The 13,893-nt window shown below is 69.6% G+C and carries 11 protein-coding genes; 3 read left to right on the top strand and 8 right to left on the bottom strand.

The window, feature by feature from the left end:
- Positions 1-37 precede the first annotated feature (37 nt).
- Positions 38-967 (bottom strand): NAD-dependent epimerase, encoded by a 930-nt coding sequence (locus ACIO52_RS06070; RefSeq protein ID WP_316575864.1) that lies wholly within the window; start codon positions 965-967, stop codon positions 38-40.
- 128 nt (positions 968-1,095) lie between these two features.
- Between ACIO52_RS06070 and ACIO52_RS06065 the strand changes: the two genes are divergently transcribed.
- Positions 1,096-2,043, top strand: coding sequence for a GlxA family transcriptional regulator (locus ACIO52_RS06065; protein WP_402642015.1), 948 nt, complete (start codon positions 1,096-1,098; stop codon positions 2,041-2,043).
- Here the strand turns inward: ACIO52_RS06065 and ACIO52_RS06060 are convergent.
- The 7 genes from ACIO52_RS06060 to ACIO52_RS06030 form a co-directional block, all read right to left on the bottom strand.
- Entirely contained in the window at positions 2,027-2,662 is a 636-nt protein-coding gene (locus tag ACIO52_RS06060; protein WP_402642012.1) for a hypothetical protein, read from the bottom strand. The genes ACIO52_RS06065 and ACIO52_RS06060 overlap by 17 nt on opposite strands.
- Positions 2,663-3,139: 477 nt before the next feature.
- Positions 3,140-3,838, bottom strand: a complete 699-nt coding sequence (locus ACIO52_RS06055; RefSeq protein ID WP_218718044.1) for a sirohydrochlorin chelatase — start codon at positions 3,836-3,838, stop codon at positions 3,140-3,142.
- A 71-nt stretch (positions 3,839-3,909) separates the two neighbouring features.
- Positions 3,910-5,154: a uroporphyrinogen-III synthase gene (locus ACIO52_RS06050; protein WP_218718023.1), complete on the bottom strand. Its 1,245-nt coding sequence runs from the start codon at positions 5,152-5,154 to the stop codon at positions 3,910-3,912.
- Between the two features lie 4 nt (positions 5,155-5,158).
- On the bottom strand, positions 5,159-5,560 hold the full coding sequence (nirD, locus tag ACIO52_RS06045; protein WP_218718024.1) for a nitrite reductase small subunit NirD: 402 nt from the start codon (positions 5,558-5,560) through the stop codon (positions 5,159-5,161).
- A gap of 63 nt (positions 5,561-5,623) precedes the next feature.
- Positions 5,624-8,173 carry a nitrite reductase large subunit NirB gene (nirB, locus tag ACIO52_RS06040; protein ID WP_316575867.1) on the bottom strand — a complete coding sequence of 850 codons (2,550 nt, stop codon included), beginning with the start codon at positions 8,171-8,173 and terminating at the stop codon, positions 5,624-5,626.
- 30 nt (positions 8,174-8,203) lie between these two features.
- On the bottom strand, positions 8,204-9,661 hold the full coding sequence (locus ACIO52_RS06035) for a nitrate/nitrite transporter (RefSeq protein ID WP_316575868.1): 1,458 nt from the start codon (positions 9,659-9,661) through the stop codon (positions 8,204-8,206).
- Positions 9,662-9,927: 266 nt separating this feature from the next.
- A complete protein-coding gene (locus ACIO52_RS06030; protein ID WP_316575869.1) occupies positions 9,928-11,184 on the bottom strand; it encodes an MFS transporter in 1,257 nt (418 codons plus the stop codon).
- A 189-nt stretch (positions 11,185-11,373) separates the two neighbouring features.
- Here ACIO52_RS06030 and ACIO52_RS06025 point away from each other — a divergent pair, with 189 nt between their 5' ends.
- Positions 11,374-12,045: a FadR/GntR family transcriptional regulator gene (locus tag ACIO52_RS06025; RefSeq protein WP_218718028.1), complete on the top strand. Its 672-nt coding sequence runs from the start codon at positions 11,374-11,376 to the stop codon at positions 12,043-12,045.
- Between the two features lie 207 nt (positions 12,046-12,252).
- Complete coding sequence (locus ACIO52_RS06020; protein WP_218718029.1) at positions 12,253-13,737, top strand: MFS transporter; 1,485 nt, start codon at positions 12,253-12,255, stop codon at positions 13,735-13,737.
- Positions 13,738-13,893 lie beyond the last annotated feature (156 nt).

Below are 13,893 nucleotides of genomic sequence, written 5' to 3'. Positions count from 1 at the left end.
GGGCTCGTGTCCGCCGTCGCGCACGGCGTCGGCAAACCTAGAGCATCCCCGCTGTCGCACCCTCGGGCAGGACCGCGCGCAGCACCTCGCCGAGCGCGGAGGCGGTGACGCCGAAGGTGGTGCGCAGTGCGGAATCGTCGGCAACGAACTCCCGGTGCGACATGTGCGCGGTCTCGAAGAGTTCGCCCCAGAACGGATCACCCTGCGCCAGTTCGGCGATCTCGGCGTCCGCCAGCACAGCGAGGTCGGGCTCGGGCGCACCGGCCAATGCCGCCAGCCGGCCCGCGACCGTGCGCACGGTGGTGGTGATCATCGGCGCGTGCCAGGCACGACCCCACGCGCGGTCGTCGCGGGCGACGGCGACCAGCGCCGTGGCGGCGTCGTCGATCGCGGTGAACGAATGCGCCAGGTCCAGCGCCTGCGGCACCTTCGCCGGTGCGCCCGCGAGCACCGCGGGCTGCACCAGCAGGGAGAAGACCGAGACCGCGCCCGCGCCGAGGAACTGGCCCGCCCGCACCTCGGTGACCCGCAGCCTGCCCGCCTCGTGCGCGGCCAGCGCCTCGATCCACATCCTGGCCCTGACCTCGCCCTTGCTGCCGGCGGCGGCCAGCGGTGTCGCCTCGTCGACGATGCCGTCGACGGGTCCGTAGCCATAGAGATTGCCCATCATCACCAGGTTCGCGCCGGTGGCCTCGGCGGCGGACCTGATCGAACCGAACAGGGGCGGAACGGTTTCCGGCCACGTGTGATACGCGGGCATGGCGAGGTTGAACACGGTCTCGGCACCGGTGGCCTGCGCGATCAGCGCGGTGGTGTCGGTGGCGTCGAGGGCGACGCGGTCGATGCCGGGGTGGTCGGGACCGAGGCCGCCGCGGCTGATCATCGTCACGCGGTCGCCGGACTCGGCGAGGCGCAGCGCAGTGGCGGACGCGGTCGCCCCGCGACCGATCACGACATGCTTGGTCATGTGAATTCTCTTTTCCAGCAATGTATTTCAGGCGATTCGGCGCTGTTCGCCGGGTGCACTGTCAACGATGCCGGGCGGGAGCGGGCTAGACTAGTGGCCGGAATGCCAGCTATCCCAAGGATCAGGCCATGAAGACTGTCGCCGTCGTCGCGGTTCCCCCGGTGAAGTCGTTCGATCTGGCCATGCCGGGATCGCTGATGGAATCGGTGACGATCGACGGCGCGCCCGGCTATCGCGTGCTGGTGTGCACCGCCGAACCCGGTGTGGTGCTCGCGAACTCGGGCGGGTTCGACGTGGTGATCCCGCACGGGCTAGACGTCCTCGAGTCGGCCGACACCGTGATCGTGCCCAGCACCGGCGCCCGGACCGACGCCGAACCGGCCATCCTGGCCGCGCTGCGCGCCGCCGTCGACCGGGGCACCCTGGTCACCTCGATCTGTAGCGGCGCTTTCGTCCTGGCCCAGGCCGGACTGCTCGACGGGCGGGCCGCCACCACGCACTGGGCGCTGGCCGACGAACTGGCGGACGCGCATCCGGGCGTCCGGGTGCGCACCGACGCGCTGTTCGTCGCGGACGGCCCGGTCACCACCTCGGCAGGCGCCGCCGCGGGAATCGACCTGTGCCTGCACCTGATTCGCCAGGACTACGGTGCCACCGTCGCCAACGAGGCGGCTCGGGCCGCCGTGGTGACGCCGGTGCGTCCCGGCGGGCAGGCCCAGTTCGTCGACACCGCGCTGCCGCCCGACGACGACCTCTCGCTCTCGGCCACCCGTGCCTGGGCACTGACCCGGCTCGACACTCCCCTGTCGCTGCGCGAACTCGCCGAGCACGCCACCACGAGTGTGCGCACGCTGACCCGGCGCTTCCACGAGGAGACCGGGCTCAGCCCGCAGAAATGGCTGTTGCACCAGCGCCTGCACCGGGCCAGGGAGCTGCTGGAATCGACGTCGCTGCCGATCGAGCAGGTGGCCAGGCACAGCGGGATCGGGTCGGCGGAATCGTTGCGGCAGCACATGATCCGCCAGCTCGGCGTCCCCCCGAGCACCTACCGGGCGAACTTCACCAGGGCCCGGTAGGCGGGTAGGGCTGGTATCCCGGCGGTGGGGCCGGGGCGAAGAAGGCGGCGGAGCGGGGGTTCCAGAGCAGGATCACCGCGGCGAGGCCGATGATCACGGTCACCACGGTGAAGGCCATCGATTGCAGGTCGGTCCGGGATCCGGTGGCGAACACGCTGATCACGCTGACAGCCGAGGACAACACATTGAGGCCGAAGAACACCGTGCCGGTGATACGGGCCCAGTTCTTGCCCGCGCGGCAGGCGAAGGCCATCCACACCCACAGCCCCGCCGTCACCAGCGAGACCAGGATCCCGCCCGCGAGCCCCGCGTACACGACGACGTCGAGGTCGTCGCCGCGGAAGACCCCGCCCGAGGCGTCGAGCGCGTCCGAGCGGATCCGGTCGATCGTGGTCAGCAGGTAGGCGGCACTGAGGAGGGTGACCACCGCGCCGGCCAGCATCACGTAGAACGCGATCTGCACATTCTGCGGAACCACTTTCGGGCCCGCGTCGACCGGCGCTGCCGTTGGAAAGGGGGTCGCCGGCGGATAGGGCGACTGCCCGCCCGGCACCGCCGACGGATAGGGCGCAGGGCTGCCGGGCCCGGCGTCCGCGTAGGGCACCTGCCCACCGGGCACCGCCGACGGATAGATCGCGGGGCCGGCGCCGGGCCCGGCCTGCGGGTAGGGCCCGCCCGGGTGACCCGTGGCGTGTGGATATGGCTGGTGCGCAGCCGGATTCGGGGAGGGAGCGCTCGCCGCATTCGGCGGGGGCGGGTACGGTGCCCCGGAACTCGGGGGTACCACCGGGGGCGGATACGGCGTGGGCCCCCCGACGCCACTCGGGGACGGTGGCACCGCCGCGCTCTGGTTGGCCGGTGCCTGCGGAATCGCGTCGGGATACGACGTCAGCTCGTCCTGGTGCGGTCGCGGATCCTCGTGGTCCGCCGACGAATCCTGCACGGTGCCCCCTCGCTGTGAAGTCGGGCCCAACTCTAGCCGCCGGAGCCCGTACTCACCGGGCAGCGGCGACGCGCGTCCGACGAGGTCCGCGCACCCGCGCGAGGCCGTCGCGCACAGCGGCGGCGGACCTCGGCGCGGACGCGGACAACTCGGTCAGCGCACCCGGGCGCGGACGAGTTCCCGTGCGGCCGTGCGGTATCGGTCCGCGATCAGGCGGACCACCGCGGGATGGACACCGATCGGCTCGGCCACCCCGTCGGCGCCCGCGTCGTGCAGGCGCTGGTGGAACAGGCCGTGGGCCAGCAGATAGGAGGCGACGAAGACCCGCCCCGCACCCGCTTCCCGCAGTTCGGCGACGACCTCGGGCACCCGCGGCGCCCCGGTCGCGACGTAGGCGATCCGCACCGGCACGCCGAGTTGTTCGGCCAGCATGCCCGCCGCCCGGCGGACGTCCTGGCGGGCTCGCGCGTCCGAAGATCCCGCGGCGGCGAAGACCACCGCGTCACCGGGACGCCAGCCGGCGGCCCGCAGCCGCACCGCCATGATCCTGGTGAGCGCCGGATCGGGGCCCATGGCCGCGGTGACCGCGACCTCGGCGTGTCCGCTCTCGGCGACTTCGCGCGGCACGTCCTGGTAGACGTGGTAGCCCGAGGCGAGGAAGGCGGGCACGACGACGGCCGGACCGTCGAGGTCGCGCAGGACCTCCGACGGTGACGGGCCGAGCACGTCGACGAAGGCGGTCCGCAGCGCCGCGTTGGGCGCGGCGCCGTCGGAGTCCGCGCCCTCGGCGCCGCGCCCCGAAACCGCGGCGCCGAGTTCGGCGGCCACCGCGTCGGCGAGCGCGGCGATCATCTCCACACCGCGCGCGCTGCGGGTGCCGTGCGCGACCAGCACCAGGGCCGGCTCATCCGGCCGCGCGGTGCTCACCAGACTCCGATCGGTTGCGCCGGGCGCGGCGACCGGGCGGGCGTGCCGATCCCGGCCTGGTGCGGCGGCTGCACCGGCGGGCGGGCCGCCGGGGTGTCCGAGCAGTCCGCGGCGTCGAGCGCCAGCCGGTAGCCACGCTTGACCACGGTCTGGATCGCCTTGGGCGTGCCCAGACCGGCGCGCAGCCGGGCGATCGCGGTCTCCACGGCGTGGGTGTCGTCGCCGCCGCCGGGCAGGGCCGAGAGCAGGTCCTCGCGGGAGACGACCCGGCCGGGCTGACGGGCCAGCGACCGCATCAACGCCATCGGCGCGGGCGCCAGCTGACGCACCTCACCGTCGACGACGACGCAGCCACCACGCACGCTGATCAGGTGACCGGCCGCGTAGATCCGGCTCGCCCGGCGCGGCAGCTCCTCGGCGACGTGGCGGGCCAGCGCGCCGAGCCGCGCACGGCCCGGCATGGTGGTCGGCACGCCGAGCTCCTCCAGCGGCGCGGCGGTGATCGGGCCGACGCAGGCCGCGAGCACGCGCCCGCGCAGCGCGTGCAGCACGGACTCGAGCAGGCCGGTCTCCTTGGCCCGCATCAGCAGCGAGGCCACGGCCGGGGCGCTGGTGAAGGTGACACAGTCGAGACTGCCGGAGATGATCGACTCGATCATGGCGTCCATCGGGCCGCGATCGGCGGGCGGCTCCCAGCGGTACACCGGCACCGGGACCACGTCGGCGCCCGCGCAGCGCAGCACCTCGCAGAAGTCGGGAACCGGCTCCCACTCGGTGGTCGCGCCGTGCAGCTGCACCGCGATGCGGACGCCTTCGACGCCCTCGGCGAGCAGGTGATCGAGCACCTCGGCCGAGGACTCCGAGGCGGGCGACCATTCCTCGCGCAGTTCGGCGGCGCGGATCGCGCCCTTGGCCTTGGGGCCGCGGGCCAGCATCCGAGTCGAGGCGAGCGTGTCACGCAGCGTCTCGGCCAGACCCCAGCCCTCGGCCGCTTCCATCCAGCCGCGGAAACCGATGCCGGTGGTGGCGACGGTGATCTGCGGCGGATCGGCGATCAGCAGCTCGGTGACGCGCTCGAGCTCGGTGTCGTCGGCCAGCGGGATGATGCGGATGGCGGGGGCAGAGACCACGGTCGCGCCCTTGCGGGTGAGCAAGGTGCCGAATTCCTCGGCGCGGCGCGCGGCGGTCACGCCGATGGTGAAGCCGGCCAGGCCGGGGCCACTGTCGGTGGGAGCAGTCATGAAATCAGCCGTCCGAGGATTCGAGGGCCGCGACCTGCACCGGCTCGTTGGATACCGCGACGACGCCACCGTCGAGTTGCACGGCGTAGACCGGGAGGGACTTGGTCGGGTCGTCCAGACAACGACCGTCGATCAGCGAGAAAGCCTGCTTGAGCAGGGGCGAGGCGACGACCGGAATGCCACCGCGATCACCGACGATGCCGCGCGACATCACCGCGGCCCGGCCGAACGGATCGATGTTGCCGACGGCGGCGAGGGTGCCGTCCGTGAGTAGGAACAGGGCGGCCTGCTTGCCACCCTTGAGCAGGACAGCAACGCCGCGGCCCGGGATCAGGAAGTCGAGTCGGCACGCCTGTGTCCAGGTCGCCGTCTCCGTGGTGATGGTGGGTGTGTCGATAACGGTCATCGGTTCCTCCTCCGAACGCCTTACCTATTGGTACAGGCGCCCTGTTTCCGCAGGGTTAAGCGCTTATTTCCCGGCCGCTGCTGTGTCGGAGCCAACACCGGCGGGCATGCCGGGCAGGCCGAGAAGCACAGGCACCTTGCGCTCGCCGCTGTCGTCGAACGAGATGGTCGGGTCGGCTTCGCCAGGGGCGTTGACGAACGAGACGAAGCGCGAGAGCTTGTTCTCGTCCTCGAGCACGGCCGCCCACTCGTCCTTGTAGCCGTCGACGTGCTTGGCCATCGCGGCCTCCAGGTCGTCGGCGATGCCCAGGCTGTCCTCGCACACGACGGCCTTGAGGTAGTCGATGCCGCCCTCGAGCGCCTCCTGCCAGGGCGCGGTGCGCTGCAAGCGGTCGGCGGTGCGGATGTAGAACATCAGGTAGCGGTCGATGTAGCGGATCAGCGTCTCGTCGTCGAGGTCGCCGGCCAGCAGCACCGCGTGCTTGGGAGTCAGGCCGCCGTTGCCGCCGACGTAGAGGTTCCAGCCGTGCTCGGTGGCGATCACGCCGACGTCCTTGCCGCGGGCCTCGGCGCACTCCCGGGCGCAGCCCGAGACGGCCAGCTTCAGCTTGTGCGGCGAGCGCAGGCCGCGGTAGCGCTTCTCCAGCAGCACGGCCATACCGACCGAGTCCTGCTGGCCGTAGCGGCACCAGGTGGAACCGACGCAGCTCTTGACGGTGCGCAGCGACTTGCCGTACGCGTGGCCCGACTCCATGCCCGCGTCGACCAGGCGCTTCCAGATCAGCGGCAGCTGCTCCACGGTCGCGCCGAACAGGTCGATGCGCTGACCACCGGTGACCTTGACGTAGAGGTCGAACTCCTTGGCGACCTCACCGATGACGATCAGCTGCTCGGCGGTGACCTCACCACCGGGCATCCGCGGCACCACCGAGTAGGTGCCGTTCTTCTGCATGTTGGCCAGGAAGTGGTCGTTGGTGTCCTGCAGCGCGGCCTGCTCGCCGTCGAGGATGTGATCGCTCGAGGTCGAGGCCAGGATCGAGGCGACGGTCGGCTTGCAGATATCGCAGCCGGTGCCCTTGCCGTGCTTGGCGATCAGCTCGGAGAAGGTGCGGATGCCGGTGACCTGCACGACCTGGAACAGCTCGGCGCGCGACTGGGTGAAGTGTTCGCACAGCGCCTTGGACATCTCCACGCCGGACTGCTCGAGCAGCTTCTTGATCATCGGCACGCAGCCACCACAGGAGGTGCCGGCGTTGGTGCAGCTCTTGATGCCGGGGATGTCGCAGGCGCCCTCGGCGATGGCGCCGCAGATCGCGCCCTTGCTGACGTTGTTGCAGGAGCAGATCTGGGCGTCGTCGGGCAGCGCGTCGGCGCCCAGTTCGGCGCCGGCCGGCGAGATCAGCGCGGCGGCGTCGGCGGGCAGCGGACGGCCGACCAGCGGACGCAGGGCCGCGTACTGGCTGGCGTCGCCGACGAGGATGCCGCCGAGCAGGGTCTGCGCGTCGTCGGAGACGACCAGCTTGGCGTAGGTGCCCTTGGCCGCGTCGTGCAGCACGACCTCGAGCGCGCCCTCGGTGGTGCCGTGCGCGTCACCGAAGGAGGCGACGTCGACGCCCATGAGCTTGAGCTTGGTCGACATGTCGGCGCCGGGGAACTCGCCGGCGCCGCCGAGCAGCCGGTCGGCGACGATCTCGGCGGTGGTGTAGCCGGGGGCGACCAGGCCGTAGCAGATGCCCTCGATCGCGGCGCACTCACCGATGGCGTAGACGCTCGGGTCCGAGGTCTGCAGGGCGAGGTCGGTCAGGATGCCGCCGCGGGCGCCGATCTCGAGGCCCGCGGCCTTGGCCAGGGCATCGTGCGGTCGGATACCGGCCGAGAACACCACCAGCGAGGCGTGGATCTCGGACTCGTCCGACAGGTGCAGGGTGACGTTGTTCGCCCCCTCCTCCTCGATCGAGACGATCTTGGCGGTGCCGACGCCGGTGTGCACGTTGAGGCCGATGTCGCTGACCAGCTTCTCCAGGATCGCGCCACCACCGGCGTCGACCTGGGCGGGCATCAGGCGGTCGTTGTACTCGATCACGTGCGGGGTCATGCCCATCAGCCGCAGCGCGTTGGCGGCTTCCAGGCCGAGCAGACCGCCACCGACGACGACGCCGTGCGCGCCGGGACCGGCGGCTTCGGCGGCGGCGCGGATGCCGTCGAGGTCGTCGATGGTGCGGTAGACGAAGCACTCGGGCAGATCGTGGCCGGGCACCGGCGGGACGAACGGGTAGGAACCGGTCGCCATGACCAGCGCGTCGTAGGCGATGACGTCGCCGTTGGAGCTGGTGACGGTCTTGGCCGCGGTGTCGATGGCTTCGCCGCGCTGGCCCAGCCGCAGCTCGACCAGGGCGTCGCCGTCGTAGGTGTTACCCGGCAGCGCCAGCTCCTCGGCCTTCCAGCTGCCGACGTAGTAGGACAGGCCGACGCGGTCGTAGGCGGGCAGCTTCTCCTCGGAGAGGATGACGATCCGCCATTCGCCTGCCTCGTCGCGCGAGCGCAGGGCCTCGACGAAGCGGTGACCGACCATGCCGTGGCCGACCACGACCACTGTCTTGCGAGTGCTGTTCATGAGAGTGACCTCCTTGGTAGTGGTCGGTAGTCAGCGAGCCGACGTCTTGGCCGACGAAGCGTTGGTTTCGGCCTCGAGGACCAGGGACTCGGCCTCGACCACGACATCGGAGTCGGTAGGCACGGACAGGCGGGGACGGCGCAGGAACACCGTCCAAGTGACGGCCGCGCAGACCACGTAGAAGGCGAGGAACACCCAGAACGCGGTGGTGGCCGAGGCGGTGGCGGAGTAGGACGAGCGCAGCACCATGTTGATGCCGACGCCGCCCAGGGAGCCGATCGCGCCGACGAAGCCGATCAGGGCGCCGCCTGCGTTCTGCGACCACGCGGCCTGCTCGGCACGCGGGAGCGGCAGGCTCTTGGACTTGGCCTCGAACACCGACGGGATGATCTTGGTGACGGCGCCGTTGCCGAAACCGGAGAGCACGAACAGGGCGATGAAGCCGACGACCAGGAAGGCCATGGTGGCGCCGGAGGCGACGCCGTTGTTGCGGTCGGCCATGGTCGAAGCAAAGATCACGATCAGCGCGGCGGCCATCATGGCGCCGAAGGTGCCGAGCGCGACCTTGCTGCCGCCGATCCGGTCGGCCATCTTGCCGCCGTAGGGGCGGGCCAGCGAACCCAGCAGCGGGCCGATGAAGGCGATCGAGGCGGCGTGCACAGCGGCCTGGGCGGCGGTGTCGCCACCGGCTTTGAAGCTGATCTGCAGGACCTGGCCGAAGGCGAAGCTGTAGCCGATGAACGAACCGAAGGTGCCGATGTACAGGAAGGCGATCGCCCAGGACTGCGGCACCCGCAGGGCCGTGCCCATGGAGGACAGGTCGGCCTTCTGGTTGGTCAGATTGTCCATGTACAACGCCGCGCCGACCGCGGTGAGAGCGACGAGGACCAGGTAGATCGCGCAGATGAGGTAGGCGTAGTCGCCGCCGAGGGTGACCAGCACCAACAGACCGAGCAGCTGGATTACCGGGACACCGACGTTGCCGCCGCCCGCGTTCATGCCCAGCGCCCAGCCCTTGAGCCGCTGCGGATAGAAGGCGTTGATGTTGGTCATCGACGAGGCGAAGTTGCCGCCGCCGACACCGGCGAACGCGGCGACGACCAGGAAGGTCGTGTACGAGGTGCCCGGCTGGGTGACGAAGTACAGCGTCAGCAGCAGCGGGACCACCAGCAGCAGCGCGCTGAAGATCGTCCAGTTGCGACCGCCGAAGCGAGCGGTGGCCACGGTGTAGGGGATCCGCAGGAACCCACCGACCAGGGTCGGCATGGCGACCAGGAAGAACTTGCCCGCCGGGTCGATGCCGAACTTGTCGGCGGGCATGAACAGCACCATCACCGACCAGATCGACCACACCGAGAACCCGATGTGCTCGGCGAAGACCGACCAGATCAGGTTGCGCTTGGCAATGTCCTTGCCGCCGGCCTCCCAGGCCGCGACATCTTCGGCATCCCAGTGCTCGATGTCGTGGTTACGCTTCAGCGTGCTCAAGTTGGGCCTCCCAAAAGTGCGATGGCCCAACGGTAGGAAATGGGTATTGCCGGAATGCTGCGGGAAATGTCGCGCGAATCAACGGTTTCTCACCTACCGCGCTTCGGGTAGGTGAGATCAGCCCGTTTGTTTCCGGCGTGTGACACAACGATTTCCGCAGGTAAGGAAGCGGCCAGAAATCGTCGGAATCACCCGTGAGGGTGTGACCTACACAGCATTACTCTCGACGCACACGCGTGCAACTCGAGCGGTGAGATTTTCTCGGCTCAATTCCAGGTGTCTTCGAGCATCCGCGGTTTGCAGGCCTGCCAGGCACCAGCCAGCAGCACGCCGAGGGCGACCAGGAGCAGGGCGAACGGGGCCGGCCAGCCGCCGGTCCAGGTGTGCAGCATGCCGAACAGCAACGGACCGACACAGGCGACGGCGTACCCGACGCCCTGAGTGAACCCGGACAGCGCCGCCGAGCCCCGCGGGGTGCGGGTGCGCAGGTTGATCAGGGTCAGCGCCATCGGGAAAGTGCTCGGGCCGAGGCCCAGCAGCACCACCCACAGCACCGGCGCGCCCATGGGCGCGATCAGCAGACCGGCGAAGGCGACGACGAACAGCACCATGCAGGCCACCACGACGGGGAACGGATTGCGCATCCGCGAGACCACGGTCGGCGCACCGAGCGCGGGGATCAGGCCCATCAGCGCGAACAGGCCGACCATGCTGCCGCCGAAACCGGCGCTCGCCCCCGCGTCGGACAGGATCTTGGGCAGCCAGGCGAACATGGCGTAAGTGGTCAGCGAGGTCATGCCGAACATCGCGGCCATCCCCCAGGCCACCGGCGAACGCCAGATCCTGCCGGTGTCCGTCGCCGAATCGACGGGCAGGGCGGTGACGTCGTGCCGGTCGCGGCCCTTGCGGTCGCGCAGGACGAACACCCACGGCACCGCGGCGGCGAAGCCGACCAGCGCCCACACACCCATCGAGATCCGCCACCCGTGGTCTTCCGCCAGCGGCACCGCGACGAACGCGGGGACGACGGTGCTCAACTGCACCATCACGATGTACAAGGAGCTGATCGCGGCCAGCTGATCGGCGAAATACCGCTTCACCAGCGGCGGGATCACCACATTGCCGATACCCATCCCGAGCAGCACCACACCGGAGAAGGCCAGCAGCTCGCCCGTGCCCGCGGAGAACACGCGGGTGAGCGACCCCGTCCCGGCCAGCAGCATCGCGATGAGCACCGTGCGCTCCAGCCCGAACCGGCGCACCAGCAGCGGCGTCACCAGCCCGGCGATGGCGAACATCGCGGTCGGCAGCATGCCGAACACGCCGACGATCGCGGTCCCATACCCGATATCGGCGCCGATCTCCTCCGCCAGCGGGCTGAACGCGGTGACCGCGGCGCGCAACGTCAGCGCGGACATGACAATGGCCGCCAGCACGAGCAGGCGGCCTTCGATCAGTGCGCGGGTACGACTGCGCGTACCGGAATCGGGCAGAGTTCGGGCATCGGGGAGGGTCGCGGTCACCGACAAATCATAGGATGACCCGATGACTAACGCCAAGGGACTGTGAGCGATCTCCAACGCGAGAACATGGACAACTCACCGGGGACGGGCTCACCCGACCCCGCACCCAAGGCTTGCCGCGGCCCCAGATCTGCACGCACCTGAGTCTGGCCGATATTCGCGGGGCGGCGGGTGAGTACCCTGGCTGACGTGCAACCCGTCCGGCGAACCAGCCTCATCGCTCAGGTCACCGAGCAGCTTCGGGCCGAGATCCGTTCCGGCCGTTGGCCCGTGGGCCAGCGAATTCCCACGGAACCGGAACTCACCGAGCTCACCGGGACCGGGCGAAACACCGTCCGCGAAGGCGTCCAGGCCCTCGTGCACGCGGGCATGCTCGAACGCAGGCAGGGCTCGGGCACCTATGTGATCGCCACCTCCGAGGTCGGCGGCACCCTGGGCAAGTTCTTCGCCGACGCCGAGGAGCGCGACATCCTCGAACTCCGCCAGGCGCTCGACACCACCGCCGCCGGCCTGGCCGCACGCCGCCGCGACGACGCCGACATCGCCACCCTGCGCCGATTGCTCGCCGAGCGCAGCAACCGCAACTGGACCGAACCCGACCCGGTCGCCATCGCCGCCGACGTGGAACTGCACCGCGCGATCGTCGTCGCCAGCCACAACGCGGTATACCTGGAGTTCTACGATTCGCTGCTGCCGATCATCGAGCAGGTGATCCACGCGCGCACCGCCCGCTCCGACGACGCCTACGACACCGAGCACGCCGAACTCGTGCAGGCCGTGATCGACGGTGACGCCGACAAGGCGATGCAGGCGACCCGTTGTTTCCTCGGCTCGCTGATCGCCGAGTACCCCGATCGCTGAGTACAGCGAACGGCGGCTGTCCTACATCCAGGTTTCCGGCCGGTCACCGGTCCGCGTTTTCCACGGTGAGCGTGAGTTGGCTGGAACGTCACCTGAGGCCATTGTCACGCAACAACCGGCTTCTACCTTTATCTCGACCCCGCAAGAAGCGCATCGAACGCCACGAAATCCGATGCGCCTCTATCGAGCCCGATCGAGAGGAAGCCGATGACCGCAATCGCCGCCACCGGCCAGGAGACGGAATCCCCGTCCTTCGAATATCAGAAGAAGGGTCGCTGGCTGACCCAGTGGAATCCTGACAATCCGGCGTTCTGGGAAGCCGGCGGCAAGCAGACCGCCCGCAAGAACCTCTGGTTCTCGGTCTTCGCCGAGAACCTGGGCTTCAGCATCTGGGTGATCTGGGGCTCCATCGTCACCGCCATGGGCGCGGCCGGCTTCGACTTCCTGGCCGGACTGGGCAAGGGCAACCCGACCGCGGTCAGCAACGCCCTGCTGCTGACCTCCATCCCGACCCTGGTCGGCGCCGCCCTGCGCATCCCCTACACCTTCGCCGTCCCGAAGTTCGGTGGTCGCGCCTTCACCGCCTTCAGCGCGGCGATGCTGTTCATCCCGACCCTGGGCATCCTCTACTTCGTCAACCAGCCCGGAACGCCGATGTGGGTCTTCCTCGTGCTGGCCTCGCTGGCCGGTGTCGGTGGCGGTAACTTCTCGTCCTCGATGGCCAACATCTCGTTCTTCTTCCCCGAGGGCAAGAAGGGCGCCGCGCTGGGCCTCAACGCCGCCGGTGGCAACCTCGGCGTCGCGCAGACCCAGCTGATCGTGCCGCTGCTGATCACCTTCGGCACCCACGTGATGGCCAAGGACGCGGGCGGCTACCGCTTCGGCATCACCCTGGCGGTGCTGTTCTGGCTGCCGTTCATCGCGGTCGCCACCGTGGGCGCGCTGTACTTCATGGACTCCATCGCCGAGGCGAAGTCCGACGGCAAGTCCTACAAGCTGGCCCTGACCAACCGCCACACCTGGATCATGGCCTTCCTCTACATCGGCACCTTCGGTTCGTTCATCGGCTTCTCCTTCGCCTTCCCGACCCTGATCAAGGCCACCTTCCCGGACCTGGCCAAGATCAGCTGGATCACCACCCTCGGTAACCTCGCCTTCCTCGGCGCGCTGGTCGGTTCGTTCAGCCGTCCGTTCGGTGGCTGGGTCGCCGACAAGGTCGGCGGTGGCGCCAAGATCACCGTCTACGTCTTCGGCGGCATGTCGATCTCGGTCGCGTTCATCGTCCTCGCGGTGGACCTGAAGAGCTTCCCGCTCTACCTGGTCGCCTTCCTGGCGCTGTTCGTCCTGGCCGGCATCGGCAACGGTTCCACCTACCGGATGATCCCGTCGATCTTCAACGCCACCTCCAAGAAGTACGCCGCCGAGCACGGCATCGACATCGCCGAAGCCGCCATCTCGGCCAAGCGTCAGGCCGGCGCCGCCATCGGCGTCATCGGCGCGGTCGGCGCCGCGGGTGGCTTCGTCGTCCAGCAGGCGCTGCGCCTGTCCAACGTCCACCTCAAGACCATGGCCCCCGCCTTCTGGGCCTACGCCGTGGTGTTCCTGGTGATGGCGGCGGTCACCTGGTGGTGCTACCTGCGCACCAGCTTCGCCACCGACCGGGCGCCCTCGCTGGCCTACGCCAGCGTCTGATCCACCCAGCGCGACCCCGAAAGCCACGTTCGGCTCCCCTCACCGAACGTGGCTTTCGGCTGTGTGACAACACTTTTCGTCCGTGGTTGTGGCCGCGATCACCGATCTGCGCTTACCCTGGAGTCCAGACTTGCACCGGGGCGGCAGAGGTGAGCG

Source organism: Nocardia sp. NPDC087230, from assembly GCF_044744725.1.
GTDB lineage: Bacteria > Actinomycetota > Actinomycetes > Mycobacteriales > Mycobacteriaceae > Nocardia > Nocardia canadensis.
This window is presented reverse-complemented; position numbering and strand designations above follow the sequence as displayed.

Coding starts and splice junctions, on each gene's coding strand:
- ACIO52_RS06070 (WP_316575864.1), bottom strand. CDS start 967: ATGACCAAGCATGTCGTGATCGGTCGCGGGGCGACCGCGTCCGCCACT.
- nirB (WP_316575867.1), bottom strand. CDS start 8,173: ATGAACAGCACTCGCAAGACAGTGGTCGTGGTCGGCCACGGCATGGTC.
- nirD (WP_218718024.1), bottom strand. CDS start 5,560: ATGACCGTTATCGACACACCCACCATCACCACGGAGACGGCGACCTGG.
- ACIO52_RS06065 (WP_402642015.1), top strand. CDS start 1,096: ATGAAGACTGTCGCCGTCGTCGCGGTTCCCCCGGTGAAGTCGTTCGAT.
- ACIO52_RS06020 (WP_218718029.1), top strand. CDS start 12,253: ATGACCGCAATCGCCGCCACCGGCCAGGAGACGGAATCCCCGTCCTTC.
- ACIO52_RS06050 (WP_218718023.1), bottom strand. CDS start 5,154: ATGACTGCTCCCACCGACAGTGGCCCCGGCCTGGCCGGCTTCACCATC.
- ACIO52_RS06055 (WP_218718044.1), bottom strand. CDS start 3,838: ATGATCGCCGCGCTCGCCGACGCGGTGGCCGCCGAACTCGGCGCCGCG.